The sequence below is a fragment of the Kitasatospora hibisci genome (assembly GCF_043950205.1).
Lineage (GTDB): Bacteria > Actinomycetota > Actinomycetes > Streptomycetales > Streptomycetaceae > Kitasatospora > Kitasatospora hibisci.
On record NZ_CP171642.1, the window covers coordinates 2966215 to 2984141 of the forward strand.

11 protein-coding genes are annotated in these 17927 nt (G+C 73.4%); 5 read left to right on the forward strand and 6 right to left on the reverse strand.

Annotated features, from left to right (window positions below; translation table 11 throughout):
• Positions 1 to 24: 24 nt before the first annotated feature.
• Positions 25 to 1002: an alpha/beta hydrolase gene (locus tag ACF9IK_RS12600; RefSeq protein ID WP_395294306.1), complete on the reverse strand. Its 978-nt coding sequence runs from the start codon at positions 1000 to 1002 to the stop codon at positions 25 to 27.
• 120 nt (positions 1003 to 1122) lie between these two features.
• Here ACF9IK_RS12600 and ACF9IK_RS12605 point away from each other — a divergent pair, with 120 nt between their 5' ends.
• Together ACF9IK_RS12605 and ACF9IK_RS12610 are read left to right on the forward strand one after the other, a co-directional pair.
• Positions 1123 to 1929: an alpha/beta fold hydrolase gene (locus ACF9IK_RS12605; protein WP_395294307.1), complete on the forward strand. Its 807-nt coding sequence runs from the start codon at positions 1123 to 1125 to the stop codon at positions 1927 to 1929.
• Between the two features lie 437 nt (positions 1930 to 2366).
• A complete protein-coding gene (locus ACF9IK_RS12610) occupies positions 2367 to 2834 on the forward strand; it encodes a MarR family winged helix-turn-helix transcriptional regulator (protein WP_395294308.1) in 468 nt (155 codons plus the stop codon).
• A 411-nt stretch (positions 2835 to 3245) separates the two neighbouring features.
• Here the strand turns inward: ACF9IK_RS12610 and ACF9IK_RS12615 are convergent, their stop codons facing one another.
• The 4 genes from ACF9IK_RS12615 to ACF9IK_RS12630 all read right to left on the reverse strand — a co-directional run bounded on the left by ACF9IK_RS12615 (position 3246) and on the right by ACF9IK_RS12630 (position 8102).
• The gene (locus ACF9IK_RS12615; protein WP_395294309.1) at positions 3246 to 3791 is read right to left on the reverse strand and encodes an ATP-binding protein; all 546 of its coding nucleotides are present in this window, start codon (positions 3789 to 3791) and stop codon (positions 3246 to 3248) included.
• Between the two features lie 129 nt (positions 3792 to 3920).
• Complete coding sequence (locus ACF9IK_RS12620) at positions 3921 to 5168, reverse strand: L,D-transpeptidase (protein ID WP_395294310.1); 1248 nt, start codon at positions 5166 to 5168, stop codon at positions 3921 to 3923.
• A gap of 240 nt (positions 5169 to 5408) precedes the next feature.
• Complete coding sequence (locus ACF9IK_RS12625) at positions 5409 to 6599, reverse strand: L,D-transpeptidase (protein WP_395294311.1); 1191 nt, start codon at positions 6597 to 6599, stop codon at positions 5409 to 5411.
• A 270-nt stretch (positions 6600 to 6869) separates the two neighbouring features.
• On the reverse strand, positions 6870 to 8102 hold the full coding sequence (locus ACF9IK_RS12630) for a L,D-transpeptidase (protein ID WP_395294312.1): 1233 nt from the start codon (positions 8100 to 8102) through the stop codon (positions 6870 to 6872).
• Between the two features lie 246 nt (positions 8103 to 8348).
• Here ACF9IK_RS12630 and glgX point away from each other — a divergent pair, with 246 nt between their 5' ends.
• From glgX to ACF9IK_RS12645, 3 genes are all read left to right on the forward strand, one after another.
• Positions 8349 to 10565 carry a glycogen debranching protein GlgX gene (gene glgX, locus ACF9IK_RS12635; protein WP_395294313.1) on the forward strand — a complete coding sequence of 739 codons (2217 nt, stop codon included), beginning with the start codon at positions 8349 to 8351 and terminating at the stop codon, positions 10563 to 10565.
• A gap of 103 nt (positions 10566 to 10668) precedes the next feature.
• Positions 10669 to 12528 carry an ABC transporter ATP-binding protein gene (locus tag ACF9IK_RS12640; RefSeq protein ID WP_395294314.1) on the forward strand — a complete coding sequence of 620 codons (1860 nt, stop codon included), beginning with the start codon at positions 10669 to 10671 and terminating at the stop codon, positions 12526 to 12528.
• Positions 12525 to 14417: an ABC transporter ATP-binding protein gene (locus tag ACF9IK_RS12645; protein WP_395294315.1), complete on the forward strand. Its 1893-nt coding sequence runs from the start codon at positions 12525 to 12527 to the stop codon at positions 14415 to 14417. Before ACF9IK_RS12640 ends, ACF9IK_RS12645 begins: the two co-directional genes overlap by 4 nt.
• Before the next feature lie 68 nt (positions 14418 to 14485).
• Here ACF9IK_RS12645 and glgP read toward each other — a convergent pair whose 3' ends face one another.
• Positions 14486 to 17158 (reverse strand): alpha-glucan family phosphorylase, encoded by a 2673-nt coding sequence (gene glgP / locus ACF9IK_RS12650; protein ID WP_395294316.1) that lies wholly within the window; start codon positions 17156 to 17158, stop codon positions 14486 to 14488.
• Between the last annotated feature and the right edge of the window lie 769 nt (positions 17159 to 17927).

Sequence of the window (17927 nt, forward strand, 5' to 3'; positions counted from 1 at the left end):
CGGCCCCTCCCGCCGGGTGCCGGTCTACGCCCCGGCGTCGGCCCCGGCGGCCGACGCCCCGGCGATCAGCCCGGTCACGTCCGCGAACAGGCGGTCCCCCAGGGCGGCGGCCGCCGGGGAGAGGGTGTCCATGGTGAGAAAGCCGTGCACCACGCCCGGCTCCCGGCGGTGCAGGACCGGCACGCCCGCGGCCGCCAGCACCGCGGCGTAGGCGTCGCCCTCGTCGCGCAGCGGATCGTGCTCGGCGGTGACCACGACCGCGGGCGGCAGTCCCGAGTGGTCCGCGGCGTGCAGCGGGCTGACCGACGGGTCCGCGCGCAGCGCCGGGTCCGGCACCCACCCCTCGACGCCCCAGGCCAGGTCGTCGGCGGAGAGCCCCCAGCCGGCGCCCTTCTCCCGCACGCTGGGGTGGGAGAGGGTCAGGTCGGTGTTGGGGTAGGCGAGCACCTGGCCCTGCGGGAGCGGGCCGCCCTCGTCCCGCAGGCGCAGGCAGGCCAGCGCCGCGAGGTGCCCGCCGGCGCTGTCACCCATGACGATCAGCGGCTCGCCGCCCCGGACCTGCTCAGCGGCGGCCCAGCGGACGGCGTCCACCGCGTCGTCCACCGCGGCCGGCGCGGGGTGCTCCGGCGCGCGGCGGTAGTCGACGGCCGCCACCACCGCACCGGTGGCCAGGGCCAGCCGGCGGCAGAGCCGGTCGTGCGAGTCCAGGTCGCCGATCGTCCACATGCCCCCGTGCAGGAACACCACCACCCCGCGCGGGTCGGGCGCGGACCGGTAGCGGCGGACGGGCAGTCCGCGCCGGCCCACCGCCACCTCCCCGACCTCCGCGACCTCGGGCCCGATCGGGCGGCTCCGCACCCGGAGCCGCTGGGCCGCGCGCACCGCCTCCGCACCTGACTCCCGCGCCGTCGGCCCGGCGTCGCGGCGGACGGCTTCGACGAAGGCGGCCAGTGCGGCGTCGGCGAGCCCCTCGGGCGGCAGCGGCTGTTCGGTGATCCCCACGGCCGCATGGTAGCCCGCCGCCGATCCAGCACTAGAACAATCGTCTCAAACGAACGTCTTGCACGCGCGTGCAACTCCGGGCTATGGTTTCACCCGTCAACCACACGAGGGGGAACCACGATGAACGCCACGACCGACCCGACCACCGCGACCGCCCTTCGCTCCGAGCTGCTGATCGACGGCCGCCGGCTCTCCTACCTGGACTTCGGGGGCACCGGCCGTCCGCTGGTCGCGCTGCACGGCCACCTCTCCGAGGGCGCCACCTTCACCGACCTCGCCCGGGCCCTCGGCCCCGAGTGGCGGGTCATCGCCCCGGACCAGCGCGGCCAGGGCGAGTCCGACCGCACCGCCGACTACTCCCGTGAGGGCTACCTCGCGGATGTCGCGGCCCTCCTGGACCACCTGGGCCTGGACCGGACCGTCCTGCTCGGCCACTCGCTCGGCGCCGTCAACGCCTACCAGTTCGCCGCCCGCCACCCCGAGCGGGTCGACGCCCTGGTCAACGCCGAGGGCCCGGCCGCACTCGGCCTGGACGGCTCCAACCCCTTCGGCTTCCTGCTGAACCTCCCGTACGACGCCCCCACCCGCGAGGCGCTCCTCGCCGGCCTCGGCCCGGCCGCCCCCTACTTCGCCGACCGCCTGCGGCGCAACGCCGACGGCAGCTGGCGGCTGCCCTTCCACCCGCAGGAGATGTACCGGTCCGAGGACGCGGTGCACGGCGACCACTGGGCCGACTGGACGGCCACCGACTGCCCCGCCCTGCTGGTCCACGGCACCGAGGGCGTGATCCCCGCCGAACAGGTCCGCGCCATGGTCGAGCGCCGCCCGGGCACCACGGCCGTCGGGCTGGACGCCGACCACCTCGTCCACACCGCCGCCCCCGAGGCCTTCGCCGAGGCCGTCCGCACCTTCCTCGCCGCGCTCTGAACGGCCGCCCGCCGGGGCACGGGCCCGGCCCGCACGGGAGGTCGGCCCGCCCGACTTCCCGCGCGGCCGCGATCAGCAGGCGCGGGCGGTGTCGCCCGGGGCTGCAACGACGAGGACCGGCTCGGCAGCGGGGCCACCGGGCCGAGTGCGGTGGGGCCCTCGGCGCCGGCCGCACCGCCGTCGCCGCCGGCCGCACGGCGGGGGCCTCCCGGCCGGACGATCTCCACGGACGCGGTGCGGTCGGTGCGGCAGGCGCCGGAGTCGAACACACCGCCCTCCCGGCCCGGGGCGACCGGGCCTCGCCCTCGGCCATCCGGGCCCAGCCGAAAGCGCGGCGGGCACCGTACCCGCCTCGTGACCGTGTGTAAAGTTCTTGACTCCGGGTGAGCTGCTGGTCTTACCGTGCCATGCAGCAAGCGATCATCCAGGGGGAACAGATGACGAACCGGCAGCTCTCCGATCCGGAGCCGGCCACGCAGTCCGCCGCGTACTGGACCGGGGCGGCCCATACGGCCCTCACGGCGTTCATCCGGGCCCGGCGGGCCGACCTCGGCTTCACCGAAGCGCAGTTCTGGCTGCTGCGCCTCCTGTCGGCGCAGGACCTCTCGCCCGACGGGCGCGGCCTGACCGTCCCCGAACTCCGGCAGGCCCTGCGCGCCCACCTCGGCCCCGGTGCCGAGGTGGGCGCGGAGGCGGCGACGCTCGTGGAGCTCGGCTGGCTGAGGAGCGACGAGGCGGGACGGCTGTGGATCACCGAGGCGGGCGAGGCCGCCCGCGCCGACCTCGCGGAGCACGCCCCGGCCGTTCGCGAACGGATCCTCCGGGGTATCGACGACGCCGACTGGGCCACCACCGTGAGAGTGCTGCACCAGTTGATCCGGAACGTCGGCGGCCGCCCCGCCTAGCGCACGCAACCACCCCACAGGCTGGCTCGCAGCCCTGCCCAGTTTGCATCGATCATGAATAATCTCAGGCGCGGGCGTTAACCTATGCAAAATCCAAAGGCGAACCAGGTTACAAGCCTTGCAATCCAAGATTCCCGGTTTGCCCACATGCTGAGATCCGTGCGATAGTCGAAGCAGCCCGACGGCGGGCGCCCGCGAGACGTCCTCGCGCCCCCGCCGCAGGCGCACCGACTACGGCTGGCCCGACCTGGCACGGCCGTCGCCCATCGCGCGGCACGCACCCCCTTGGCCGGCGCGATGACTTGCAGGGGCCCCCAGCCGCCGAGACCACGGCGCATCGGGGGCCCTGCGCGTTCCCCGGCCGCCGCGCCCCGCTCCCCAGGCGGCCCGGTTCTCCCGGCACCCTGCCGGTCAGGACCGCTCCCGCACCTTCAGCTCGAACCAGACGCCCTTGCCGCGCGGCAGCAGGTCCGCGCCCCAGCGGTCCGCGAGGTCGTCGACGATCCTCAGCCCCCGCCCGCCGTCGGTCGGCGGCAGCGGCTCGGCCAGGATCAGGCAAGGAAGCGCCCGCGAGGAGTCCCGCACCTCCACCCTCAGCCAGCCCGGCTTCCGGGTCACCTGGAGGCCGATGGTCCGCCCGGCGGCGTGCCGCACCGCGTTGGCGACCAGCTCCCCGGTGAGGAGCTCGCCGACCTCCAGCTGCTGGTGCAGTTCCCAGGACTCCAGCACCGAGAGCACCAGTCGGCGGGCCACCGGGCCGGACTCCGGCCGCGACGGCAACCGGACTTCGCCCGCCTCGGACTGGTCGGACAGCCTGCCGGAATACATCTGCTCCAGCTCCTCCGAGCTGAGTCGTTCCAGGGCCTCCAGCGCACCCTGGAAGCACGCCGGCGACGCGTCGGCGACCAGGCCCGCCCCGGGTAGTGATGACTGATCTGTTTCGCCCCAACCCGCCATGCGACCCATCATTGCGGAACGCAAGCAGCCGCGTACGGACAATGAGCAAACGATCACCGTTCGATCGGCATATGCCGCGTGCAACCCGGGCCCCGGGGCCGTCAAGCCCGGGTTGCCACGAACGGCCTCCTACCAGGAACTCCAGCCCAGGTTCCAACCGCTCAGGCCGTTGTCCGGCTGGACCTGGCCGCGCGTGGAATTCTGCACCTTCACCACGTCACCGATGATCGAGCCGTCGTAGAACCTGCCCATCGACGTCGAGTCGCCGCCGCCCTTGACGTCCTTCAGGCCGACGCAGCCGTGGCTGACGTTGTCCTCTCCGAACGCGTCGCTCCAGTAGTTGCCGTGGATGTACGTACCGGAGGTGGTCAGCCGCATCGAGTGCGGCACCTGCAGGTCGTAGGGGGCACCGGTCATGCCGGGCAGGGTGCTGGACTGCATGCGCACCACACCCTCCTTCGACATGATCACCATGGTGCCGTTCCAGGTCGGGTGGTCCGGCGCACCGGAGGTGACGTCGATGACGGAGGACTGCCCGTCGCGCACCACCGTCATCCGGTGGGTCTTGGCGTCAACCGTCGAGACCTGCGATCGCCCGATCGTGAAGGGCTCGTCCCGGTCCACGCCCCCGTAGATCCCCGGCGCGATCTCGACGCTCTTCAGGCGGTAGTGCACGGTCACCTTGGTGCCCGGCTTCCAGTACTCCTCGGGGCGGAAGTCCAGCCGGCGGTCGCCGAACCAGTGGCCCTTCACCACGGTGCCGTTGTCGGTCTCGAAGGTGATGCCCTTGGCGACGGCGTCCTTGTTCTTGACGCTCCGGTCGAAGTCCACCGAGACGATCATGCCGACGCCGTAGGTGGCGTTGTCCTCGACGTTGTCGCGGGCCTTCGCCTCCCGCTCCGGCGTGAGCGTGGTGAAGCTGCTGTCCGCCGTGGCGACCACGCCGTCGGCGTCCGCCGCCATCGCGCTCACCTGGTAGGCGGTCCCGACCGCGAGGCCGGCGGACGGGGTCCAGCTGCCCCCGTCGGCGGCGATGGTGCCGGCGACCTCCTTGCCGGCCCTGTCGCTCACCTTGACGGTGGTGAGCTTGCCGCCCGCGACGGCGACCTTCAGCGCGCCGTTCGGGGCGACGTCCACCGAGCCGTTCCTCGGCTGGATGTCGACCACCGCGGCCGACACCTTCGGCGTGGCGGCGGCGGACGGTGCGGCCGACCCGCCCGGGGCGGACGCCGACGCGGTCGACGCGGCCCCCGCGGCCGCGCCACCCCCCAGTTCGGCCTTGGCCGCGTTCCCGCTGCCGCCGCCGCTGCAGGCGCTGGTCAGCACCAGCGCGCCGCCGAGAAAGCCGGCGGCCATGACCTTGCGTATCGACCTCACGTCGACTCCCTCCCTCGATCCCGCCCGCGGTCCCGGCGGGGTCCGACAGATACACGCCGCGGCCAACGGAAAGGTTGCGCCATTCGAGCGGCAATTACCCCATGAACGACGACCGGCCCGACCCCAACGAGTGAGGATCGGGCCGGTCGTTATCGAACCGGGACTACCGGGAGCGCCCGCGGGTAGGACCTCGGGTCCGGCCGCCGGCCGCCGGCCTTCGGCCGCGCGTTCGGGGATCGCTTACCAGTTCGCCCAGGGGAGGTTCCAGCCGCCCAGACCGTTGTCGGGGGCGACCGTCTTCTCCTTGGTGTTCACGACCTTCATGACGTCGCCGATCATCGAGCCGTTGAAGAACTTGCCGGCGACCGAGGCGTCGCTGCCGCCCTTCGTGTCCTGCATCGCGATGCAGCCGTGGCTGCCGTTGCTCTTGCCGAACGGGTTGGCCCAGTAGTTGCCGTGCACGTAGGTGCCCGACCTGGTCAGCCGCATCGCGTGCGGGACGTCGTCGATGTCGTACTCGCCGCCCAGACCCACGGTCTGCGAGTTCATGTGGGTGACCTTCTCCTTGGACATGACCACCATCGTGCCGCCCCACGACGGGGTCGCGTCCGCACCCAGCGTGACCGGGATCGTGCTGGTCACACCGTCCCGGACGACCGTCATCATGTGCGACGCGGCGTCGGCCGTGGAGACCTGCGAGCGGCCGATGGTGAACGGCTCGTCCTTCTCCACGTCGCCGTAGACGCCGGGTGAGACCTCGACGTTCTTCAGCCGGTAGTGGATGGTGACCTTGGTGCCCGACTTCCAGTAGTCGGCCGGGCGGAAGTCGATCCGGCGGGCGCCGAACCAGTGGCCCTTCACCACGGTGCCGTTGTCGGTCTCGAAGGTGATGCCCTTGGCGACGGCGTCCTTGTTCTTGATGTCCTTGTTGAACTCCACCGAGACGATCATGCCGACGCCGTAGGTGCCGTTGTCGGCGATGTTGTCGTTCGTCGACACCTTCTTCTCGGGCGTCAGCGTGGTGAACGAGGTGGTGGACGCGGCCACCAGGCCCTCGGCATCCTTGGCCTGGGCGTTCACCTTGTACACCATGCCGACCGCGAGCGGGCCGCTCGGTGCCCAGCCGGTGCCGTCGGGCGTCATCTCGCCCGCCACCGGCTTTCCGTCCTTGTCGGTCACCTCGACCGAGGCCAGCTTGCCGTTCGCCACCGCGACCTTCAGCGCGTTGGTCGGCGACACGTCCTGCGCGCCGTCCTTCGGCTCGACGCTCAGCACCGCCGCCGAGTTCTTCGGCGACGACGTGCCCTGCGCGTTCGCGCCGGCGGTGTCCCCTGCCGTCGCGACGGCGTCACCGCCCGCGGGCTTGTCAGCAGCCTTGTCGTCGCCGCACGCCGCGGTCAGCAGCAGCGCACCACCCACCAACAGCGCCACCGCTCCACGGTGCACCCGACGATCGGTCCTACGTATCGCGGCGTCCGCCACCCAAACCGGCTTCACGATCTCTCCCCTCCCGGTGTCCACCCTGATGGACGCGCGTTCACCCGGACGGGTTGCACCCCACCGGCCATCTTTCGCGCCGGACTTCGGCACGCGAATCCGAGGATAACGGGACCGGATGAGTGAATCCCGGGGGGAGTCCGGTGAACCAGTGGTGCAACGGAAGTGAAGAACGCCACACCGGACCGGTCCGACGTGCCGGGGTCAGTGCTCCGCGAGCGCGCTTCCCGCGACCCACTGCTCCCAGGGCAGGTTCCAGCCGTTGAGCCCGTTCTGCGGCGGGACGACCTCCCCCGCCGAGGCCGTCACCTCCAGCACGTCCCCCGCGATGGTGTGCTCGAACAGCCAGCCCGCCGGGGTGTCCCGGCCCGTCCCGCCCTGGGTGTCGGCCAGGCCGATGCAGCCGTGGCTGGTGTTGGCGGTGCCGAACACCTCCGGGTCGGCCCAGTAGTTGCCGTGGATGAACGTGCCCGAGGCGGTCAGCCGCATCGCGTGCGGGACGTCCTTGATGTCGTACTCGTCACCCAGACCCACGGTCTGCGAGTTCATCCTGGTCACCCCGTGCTTCTCGGAGACCACCAGGACGCCCCGGTAGGTGGCGTGGTCCGGGTCTCCCCCGGAGACCTTGAGCGTGCGCACCACCTCGCCGCCCCGGCCTGCCCGGACGGTCAGGGTGTGGGCGTCCAGGTCCACCGTGGAGACCCGGGCCCGGCCGATGGTGAAGCGGACCTCCTTGGCCTGGGTGCCGAACTCGCCCGGCGCGCCCTGCACGCCCTTCAGCCGCAGCGCGAGCGCGACCCTGGTGCCGGGCGCCCAGTACGTCTGCGGACGGAAGTCCAGCCGGTCGTTGCCGAACCAGTGCCCGGCCACCTCCACCGGCGGGTCGGTCGTCACCGCGATCGCCTTCTCGACCGCCGCGCGGTTGGCGATCGGGCGGCTGAAGCGCAGCGAGACGGGCATGCCGACGCCGACCGTGGCGCCGTCGTCCGGGGTGAAGAAGGCGACGAAGGTGCGGGCGCGGGCGACCGTCGAGAACGCGGTGCGCCGCACCGCCCTGCGGCCCCGGTCGTCCTCGGCCTCCGCGTCCAGGGTGAGGGCGGCTCCGAGCGGGAGCAGGCCGTCCGGCATCCAGGTCGAGCCGTCGTCGGAGACCGTCCCGGCCACCTCGGCACCCTTGGCGTCCGCCAGCCGGACCGAGACCAGCCGGCCCCCGTCGGCGGTGACCCGGACCGGCCCCTCGGGCGGGACGTCCCGGGCGCCGTCGGCGGGCAGCACGGTGACGGCCGCCCGGGAGGCCGGCGGCGGCTCCGTGCGGCTCGCGGCGGGCGCACCGCCGGCCCGGGATTCGCCGCCCCCGGCCGTGCAGCCGGTCAGCACCGCCAGGCACCAGGCCAGCGCCCCCGCACGCCGTGCCCAAACCCGTCCTCGGGGCCGCATCCCGGGGCCTCCCGCCGTTTCCGTCCGATCACCCGGACAACGAGGACGGTCCCGGCAGGACACGCGGCGGGGCCGGGCCCGCCGCCCCCCGGTGGTACGGCACGTCCCGCGCCCGCGCCCTCCGGGCCGCTCCTCCTCGGGGCCATCCGCCGGTAAGCCTCCGTTCAGCGGGCTTCCGGTCAGCTGGATCAGGGAAGAAGAAGGTGAACGGGGTCCGGGACACCCCGATGCAGGGAGGGCACGGCCATGGCGTCAGGGCAGGAGCTGGAAGCCGGGGTACGGTCGCACGGCGGGCCCACCGCCGAGCCGCCGTGGCCCGGCAGCTGGCAGCCGCTCGGCGCCCGGTTCAGGACCGACGCCCGGGGGCGGCAGGGCACCAACTTCGCTCTCTGGGCGGCCGGCGCCGAGGCCGTCGACCTCTGTCTGTTCGACGAGGACGGCCGGGAGGCCAGGCACCGGCTCACCGAACAGGACTTCCAGACCTGGCACGGCTTCCTGCCCGGCGTGCTGCCCGGCACCCGGTACGGCTTCCGCGTCCACGGCCGCTGGGACCCGTGGACCGGCGCCCGCTGGAACCCGGCCAAACTGCTGCTCGACCCCTACGCCCGCGCCGTCGACGGCTGCTACACCGCGCACGACGCGGTCTGCGCCGCCGTCCGCAACTGGCCCGAGGCCGACGTCGCCGACACCGTCCGGGACAACCGCGACTCGGCCCGGTACGTGCCCAGATCCGTGGTGGTCCACGACGACGACGACTGGTACGACGACCAGCGCCCCAAGACCCCGTGGGCCGAGACCGTCCTGTACGAGCTGCACGTACGCGGCTTCACCATGCGCCACCCCGGCGTCCCGCCCGAGCTTCGCGGCACCTACGCGGGCCTCGCCCACCCGGCCGCCGTCGAACACCTCACCGGCCTCGGGGTCACCGCCGTCGAGCTGCTGCCGGTCCACCAGTACGCCAGCGAGGACCACCTGCAGTCCCGCGGGCTGGCCAACTACTGGGGCTACAACACCGTCGGCTACTTCGCCCCGCACGCCGGCTACTCGGCCTCGGGCAGCCGCGGCGGCCAGGTCGGCGAGTTCAAGCGGATGGTCCGCGCACTGCACGCCGCCGGCATCGAGGTGATCCTCGACGTGGTCTACAACCACACCGCCGAGGCCGGCGAGCTCGGCCCCAGCCTCTCGCTGCGCGGCATCGACAACGCCGCCTACTACCGGCTGCCGCTCAACCGCCCGCGCGGCTACGCCGACTACACCGGCTGCGGGAACACCCTGGACACCCGCCGCCCGCAGGTCGTCCGGCTGATCACCGACTCGCTGCGGTACTGGGTCACCGAGATGGGCGTGGACGGCTTCCGCTTCGACCTCGCGGCCGCCCTCGCCCGCGGCAGCGACGCCGTCGACATGGACCACCCGTTCCTCGCCGCCGTCTCGCAGGACCCGTTGCTCAGCCGGGTCAAGCTGATCGCCGAGCCGTGGGACGTCGGCGCGGGCGGCTACCGGGTGGGCGGCTTCCCGCCGCTGTGGGCCGAGTGGAACGACAAGTACCGCGACACGGTCCGGGACTTCTGGCGCGGCGCCCGCCCGGACGTGCGCGAGCTCGGCTACCGGCTCTCCGGCTCCTCCGACCTCTACCAGTGCGGTGGCCGCCGCCCGTACGCCTCGGTCAACTTCGTCACCGCGCACGACGGCTTCACCCTGCGCGACCTGGTCTCCTACGACCGCAAGCACAACGAGGCCAACGGCGAGGCCAACCGGGACGGCACCGACGACAACCGCTCCTGGAACCACGGCGCCGAGGGCGAGACCGCCGACCCGACCGTCAACGCCCTGCGGCTGCGCCAGCTGCGCAACCTGATGGCCACCCTGCTGCTCTCCACCGGCGTCCCGATGATCACCGCCGGGGACGAGTTCGGCCGGACCCAGGGCGGCAACAACAACGCCTACTGCCAGGACAACGAGGTCAGCTGGCTGGACTGGTCGCTGCTGGCGGACCGCCGCTGGGCCGGGTTGCGCGACCTCACCGCCCTGCTGGTCCGGCTCCGCCGCGCCCACCCGGTGCTGCGGCAGCGGGCCTTCTTCTCCGGCCGGGCCGCCACCCCCGGCGGCCAGCCCGACCTGGCCTGGTTCACCCCGCGCGGCAAGGAGATGACGGAGGCCGACTGGTTCACCCCGACCGCCTGCCTGGGCATGCTGCTCTCCGGCGCCGCGATGTCGGAGCGCGACCAGTACGGCCGCCCGCTGCGCGACGACAGCTTCCTGCTGCTGCTGAACGCCGGCCCCGGCCCGGTCGCCTTCACCCTCCCGGGTGAACCCTGGGCCGCGCCGGACCCCGGGTACCGAACGGTTCTGGACACCGCGGCCGAGGAGACCGGCAACGGCGGCCACGCGCACCGGCCGCAGGACGCCGTCACCCTGCCCGGCCGCTCCCTGCGACTGCTGCGCACTCCCGCGCCGGAGTGAGCCGGAGTGGGCCGGCCGGCACCTGCGCGCAGGTGGCCGGTTCTCGTCGACAGGTCCGAAAACCGGATGAGAAATGACGCGGTCACGACCTACCCTCGCGGCGATGCCCGAGAACCGAACCCCCACGCCCGCGCCCGCCCGCCGGTCGACGGTCCGCTCGCTGCTCCGCCTGTGGCCCTACGCCCGGCCGATCCGGCTGCGGCTGGCCGTCTCGGTCGGCGCCGCCCTGCTCGCGTCGTTCGCCCTGCTGCTCGTCCCGATGGTGCTCGGCCGGATCGTCGACGGACCGATCGCCGACCACGACCTCGGCGCGCTCCCCCCGCTGATCATCCTGCTGCTGGTGCTCGGTCTGCTGGAGGCGGGTCTCTTCTACACCCGGCGGGTCGTCCTGGCCCGCCCCCTGGCCGGGGTGGAGACGGCGATGCGCGGGGACCTCTTCGCCCGGCTCCAGCGCCTGCCGATCGCCTTCCACGACCGCTGGGGCTCCGGCCAGCTGCTCTCCCGGGCCACCGCCGACATGTACACCATGCGGCTGTTCCTGACCTTTCCGCTGGTCTTCCTGATCGTGAACTCGCTGACCTTCCTGGCCGGCACCGCGCTGATGTTCACCCAGGACTGGCGGCTCGCACTGATCGCGCTGCTGCCCGCCGCCCCGCTGATGCTGCTGACCCGGCAGTTCGAGGCCGGCTACTCCGGCGCCGCGCGCCGCGCCCAGGACCAGAACGGCGACCTCGCCACCGTGATCGAGGAGTCCGTCCTCGGCATCCGCATCCTCAAGGCCTTCGGCCGCCACCGGGCGATGGCCGAGCGCTTCCGCGGGCAGGCCCACGCGCTGCGCCGCACCGAACTGCGCAAGGCCGGCCTGCTCGCCAACCTCTGGGCGGTCATCGTCGGCCTGCCCGAGCTGGCGCTCGGCTGCGCGCTGGCGGCCGGCTGCTACCTGGTCGCGCACGACGAGCTGAGCGCCGGCACCCTGGTCGCCTTCCTCTCCACCGCGCTGGCGCTGCGCTGGCCGGTCGAGTCGCTGGGCTGGCTGCTCGCCTACGCCAACGAGGCGGCCACCGCGACCGACCGGTTCTTCGAGGTCCTGGACGAACCGCTCCCCGGGGAGACCGCCGGGACCGCCGGGACCGCCGGGACCGCGGCGGCCTCCTCCTCCTCCTCCTCCGGACCGGACGCCGGGGTGCGCGACGGCGTCCGCCTTACCGGCGTCCGCTTCCGCTACCCGGACGCCCCGCCGGACGAGCCCGACCTGCTCCGCGGCATCGACCTGCACATCCGCAGCGGCGAGACGATGGCCCTGGTCGGCGCCACCGGCAGCGGCAAGACCACGCTCACCGCCCTGCTCCCCCGCCTCTACGACGCCACCGCCGGCACCATCACCCTGGACGGCCGGGACGTCCGCGAACTGCCCCGGGAGCGGCTGCGCGAACTGGTCTCGGTGGCCTTCGAGGAGCCCACCCTGTTCTCGGCCACCGTCCGGGAGAACGTGCTGATGGGTGCGCCCGGCGCCGGCCCGGAGCGGCTGGCCGCCGCACTCGCCACCGCCCAGGCCGGCTTCGTCGAGAAGCTGCCCGAGGGGGTCGGGACCGAGGTCGGCGAGCAGGGTCTCAGCCTCTCCGGCGGCCAGCGCCAGCGGCTCGCGCTGGCCCGCGCGGTGGTCGGCGACCCCGAGTTCCTCGTCCTGGACGACCCGCTCTCGGCCCTGGACGTGCACACCGAGGCGCTGGTCGAAAAGGCGCTGCGGCAGGTCCTCGGCTCCACCACCGCGCTGGTGGTGGCCCACCGGCCGAGCACCGTGCTGCTCGCCGACCGGGTCGCGGTGCTCGCGGACGGCCGGATCGAGGCCGTCGGCACCCACCAGGAGCTGCTGCACGGCTCGGCGCGCTACCGCGAACTGATGTCGGGCGAGTCCGCCCTCGTACCCGAGGCGCTCGTCCCGGAGGGGAGTCCCACCCGATGACCACCACCGTCGAACCCGACCGGAGGACGGCGAAGGACACCCGGGACGGCGCGGGCACCGCGGCCGCACCGGAGGAGGAGCTCCCGCCGCCGCCTGCCGACGAGGAGGACATCCCCGTCCCGCCGGGTGCGCCCCGGGCACTGCTGCGCGCGCTGCTCGGCCCGCACCGGGCCCGGATCGCCGTCGCGATGGCGGTGATCCTGCTCCAGCAGGCCGCGCTGCAGTCCGGCCCGCTGCTGGTGGCGATCGCGATGGACCGCGGTATCCCGGCGCTGCGCGAGCACGACGCCGGACCGCTGATCGCGGTGATCTCCGCCTACCTCTCCTTCGCGCTGCTGAGCACCGCCCTGCAGTGGGCGTTCATCAGGATCAGTGCCCGGATCAACCAGGACATCCTGCTGGAGCTGCGCGGCCGGATCTTCCGGCACGCCCAGCGGCTCAGCCTGGACTTCCACGAGAGGTACACCTCCGGGCGGATCATCTCCCGCGCCACCAGCGACGTGGACGCGCTGCGCGAGCTGCTCTCCGAGGGGCTCCAGGAGCTGCTGACCGTCTTCCTCTCGGTCTGCTCCATCTCGGTGCTGCTGCTGGTGATGGACTGGCGGCTCGGTCTGGTGTCGCTGGCCTCCTTCGTGCCGATGTTCCTGATCGCCCGTTCGTTCCGGAGCCGCTCGCGCCGGGTCTACCGCCGCTCGCGCACCTCGGCCGCCTCGCTGATCGTCCGGTTCACCGAGACCATGAACGGCATCCGCCCCGTGCAGGCGTTCCGCCGCGAGCAGGCCAACGACGCCGCGTTCGGCGTGGTCAACCGGCAGTCGGCCACCGCCACCGCGGACGGCCTGCTGGAGATCGCCCGGTACGTCGGCCTCTCCCGCACCACCGCCAACGTCTGGATCACCGGGGTGGTGCTGCTCGGTGCCTTCCTGGTCACCGACGGCTCCGTGGAGCTGGGCGTGCTCACCGGCTTCGTCCTCTACCTGCGCCGGCTGTTCGACCCGATCGACCACCTGGCGATGTTCCTGAACAGCTACCAGTCGGCCGCCGCCGCCCTGGAGAAGATCGCCGGCCTGCTCGCCCACGAGCCGACCGTGGTCGAGCCGGCCGAGCCCGTGGAACTGCCGGAGCCGCGCGGTGCGGCGGGCGACCGGGTGGTCGGCCGGGAGGTCCGCTTCGAGAAGACCCGCTTCGCCTACCGCACCGGCAAGGAGGTGCTGCCCGCCTTCGACCTGGTGCTGCCGGCCGGACGGACGGTGGCCGTGGTCGGCGCCACCGGCGCGGGCAAGTCGACCGTCGCCAAGCTGCTGGCCCGCTTCTACGACCCGACCGACGGCCGGATCACCCTGGACGGGGTGGACCTGCGCGACCTCGCCACCGCGGACCTGAGGCGCGGGGTGGTGATGGTGACCCAGGAGTCCTTCCTGTTCTCCGGAACCGTCGCCGAGAACATCGCGATCGGCCGTCCCGGCGCCACCCGCGAGGAGGTCGAGCAGGCCGCCCGGGACATCGGCGCGTACGAGTTCATCGCCGCGCTGCCGGACGGGTTCGACACCGACGTGCGCAAGCGCGGCGGGCGGATCTCGGCCGGCCAGCGCCAGCTGGTCGCCTTCGCCCGCGCGCTGCTGGCCGACCCGGCGGTGCTGATCCTGGACGAGGCGACCAGCTCCCTCGACGTGCCGGGCGAGCAGGCCGTCCAGCGGGCGATGCGCACGGTGCTGGCCGGGCGGACGGCGGTGATCATCGCCCACCGGCTCTCCACGGTCGAGATCGCCGACCGCGTCCTGGTGATGGACCAGGGCCGGATCGTCGAGGACGGCACCCCGGAGGAGCTGATCGGCGGTGCCGGCCGGTTCGCCGAACTGCACCAGGCCTGGCGGGACAGCCTGGTCTGAGCCGCACCCCTGCCGAAGGGGCCCCGACGGGGCGGGGGCCGCGGGGATCCGCGGCCCCCGCCCAGCGCTCAGCGCAGCAGCCCGGCGTCCATCCCGGTCGACTCGGCGGGCAGCGCGACCAGGCCCAGCTCGGCCGGCGAGGCCAGCCGCGGGTGCGCGGGCAGCACCCGGACGGTGTACCCGAACGGGCCGGTCCGGGAGAGCTCCAGCGAGCCCTCGTAGCGGGTGCGGCCGTCGAGGTCCGGCCCGCCGACCGGCTTGAGCGCGAGCACCCGGGCGTCCGAGATGCCGTCCGACTCGTCGACCCGTCCGGAGACCACCTGCACCTCGACGTCCCCGGGCTCCAGGGTGCCGAGCGCGACCTGCACCCGCAGCGCCAGCGAGCTGCCCAGCTCCTGCGCCTCGTCGGGGCACTCCGCCTCGACGTGCTCGACCCGGACGGCCGGCCAGGCCTCCCGGACCCGGGCCTTCCAGTCGGCCAGCTCCCGCGCGCCGGCGTGGTCGGCGGCGGCCAGCTCCCGCTGGGCCAGGGCGGCCGGGGTGTACAACCGGTCGACGTACTCGCGGACCATCCGCCCGGCGAGCACCTTGGGCCCGAGGGTGACCAGGGTGTGCCGGACCATCGCGATCCAGCGGTGCGGCAGCCCGTCCGCGCCCCGGTCGTAGAAACGGGCGGCCACCTGGTGCTCGATCAGGTCGTACAGCGCGGCGGCCTCGATGTCGTCCCGCCGCTCGGCCTCGCCGCTGTCCGGGTCGAGGACGCCGCCGGCCTCGTCGGCGGTGGGGATCGCCCAGCCGTTCTGGCCGTCGTACCACTCGTCCCACCAGCCGTCCAGCACGGACAGGTTGAGGCATCCGTTCAGCGCGGCCTTCATCCCCGAGGTGCCGCAGGCCTCCAGCGGGCGCAGCGGGTTGTTCAGCCAGACGTCGCAGCCGGGGTAGAGATGCCGGGCCATCGCCATGTCGTAGTCCGGCAGGAAGACGATCCGGTGGCGGACCGACGGGTCGTCGGCGAAGGCCACCATCTGCTGGATGAGCCGCTTGCCGCCGTCGTCGGCCGGGTGGGCCTTGCCGGCGACCACGATCTGCACCGGTCGTGTGGGGTGCAGCAGCAGCGTCCGCAGCCGGTCCTGGTCGCGCAGCATCAGGGTGAGCCGCTTGTAGGAGGGCACCCGGCGGGCGAAACCGATGGTCAGCACGTCGGGGTCGAGCGCGGAGGCGACCCAGCCGAGTTCGGCCTCGCCGGCGCCGCGCTGGCGCCAGGAGGCCCGCAGCCGGCTGCGGGCCTCGTCGACCAGTTGGGAGCGCAGGGTGCGGCGCAGCTCCCAGACGTCGGTGTTGGCGATCTTCTCCAGCCCGGTCCAGCGCTGCGCGTCGCCGGTCGTCATCGCGGACTCGGCGCGCTCGGCACCGATCTCGGCGGCCCCGAGGCGGACCACCGCCGGGTCGATCCAGGTGGCGGCGTGCACGCCGTTGGTGACCGAGGTGATCGGCACCTCGGCGGGGTCGAAGCCCGGCCAGAGGCCGTTGAACATCGACCGGCTGACCTCGCCGTGCAGGGTGGAGACGCCGTTGGCGCGCTGGGCGAGCCGCAGGCCCATGGCGGCCATGTTGAACAGCTTCGGGTCCCCGCCGCGCCAGGACTCGGCACCGAGCGCGAGCACCTGGTCGACCGGCACGCCGGGCAGCGCGGCGTCGCCGCCGAAGTGGCGGGCGACCAGGTCGCGGTCGAACCGGTCGATGCCGGCCGGTACGGGGGTGTGGGTGGTGAACAGGGTGCCGGCCCGGACGGCCTCCAGGGCGGCGGCGAAGTCGAGGCCGGGCCCGGCCGTGCCGTCGGCGATCAGCTCGCGGATCCGCTCGACGCCGAGGAAGCCGGCGTGGCCCTCGTTGGTGTGGAAGACCTCCGGGGCAGGGTGGCCGGTGAGCCGGCAGTAGGCGCGGACCGCGCGGACGCCGCCGATGCCGAGCAGCATCTCCTGGAGCAGCCGGTGCTCGCTGCCGCCGCCGTAGAGGCGGTCGGTGACGTCCCGCTCGGCGGGCGAGTTGGCCTCGATGTCGGAGTCGAGCAGCAGCAGCGGGACGCGGCCGACCTGGGCCTTCCAGACGTGCGCCGCGAGGGTCCGGCCGCCGGGCAGGGCGAGGTCGACCCGGCAGGGGGTGCCGTCGGTCTCCCGGAGCAGGGTGACGGCCAGTTCGTCCGGATCCAGCAGCGGGTAGCGCTCCTGCTGCCAGCCGTCCCGGTCGAGGGACTGGCGGAAGTAGCCGTGCCGGTAGAAGAGCCCCACGCCGATGATCGGGACGCCGAGGTCGCTGGCGGCCTTGAGGTGGTCGCCGGCCAGGATGCCGAGGCCGCCGGAGTACTGGGGCAGGGCGGCGGCGATGCCGTACTCGGGCGAGAAGTAGGCGACGGCGGCGGGCTGCGCGGCGACGGCCGCCTGCTCGGCGGCCTGGTACCAGCGCGGCCCGGCCAGGTACTCCCGCAGGTCGTCGGCGAGGTCGCCGAGTCTGCGCAGGAACCGCCGGTCGGCGGCGAGCGCGGCGAGCCGGGCGGCCGGGACCTCCCCGAGCAGGCGCACCGGGTCCTCACCCGTCGCGGCCCAGACCTCCGGGTCCACGGACCGGAAGAGGTCCCTGGTCTCGGGGTGCCAGGACCAGCGCAGATTGAGGGCCAGCTCGTGCAGCGGCTGGAGCTGTTCGGGCAGGACGGTGCGGACGGTGAATCTGCGGATTGCCTTCACGGCGTGAAGCGTAGCCGCGGCCACCGCCGTGGTGGTGCGTCAAGTGGGCTATTGCGCCTCCATTCGGCCTATTGATGAGATCGCATTCGGCGCATTGGACTGCACGGGGGGCGCGCGAGGCGCACTTTCCGGCGGTTCGCGCTACCAATGCATGAACACCGTGGAACAGATCCATTTCCACCGGGCCCATCCACCCGGAGAAGGGTCGAAACTACTGTCGTACCGCTGCGAAAGTCTTGTCCGCGATGCGACTATGAACCAAGGTCGTTGATGCTGTGGGGAGTGCGGCGACGGGTGGCGCCCCCCATGAAGCAGCACGTCCGAATCCTTTTCGCGTTGATCGTTCCTCATCCTCCTTAGCCCATTCGGCGCTCACCGCGCACCGGTGCGTGTCCTCGTCCTCGGCCTGCTCGTTCACGGGTGGGTTGGGTCGCCCAGGGGCGTGGCCCCGAGAGGCGTGCGCCGGGACGCGCGCGGGCTCTCGGGCTCCCCGCCACGGGCTTGGCGGGAGCGGGGCAGGTTGCCGGGGACGGCGGCGCGGGCAGGCTTCCGGTCGCACGGCCTCCCCCACCCAGCAGTCCTCCCGGTACTCCCCCCGGCCCGTGCGGCCCGCGGGAGCTGCCGCCGATCTCGGGCAGGAGTTTGGCATGCACGGCGACACGCGGGACCAGTCCACACCGGTGGCCGACACCCTCGACACAGCGGTCGCGGAATCCGCCGGACGGATGGATTCTGACACTCGGACAGACGCGCCGATGCCGGGACCCCG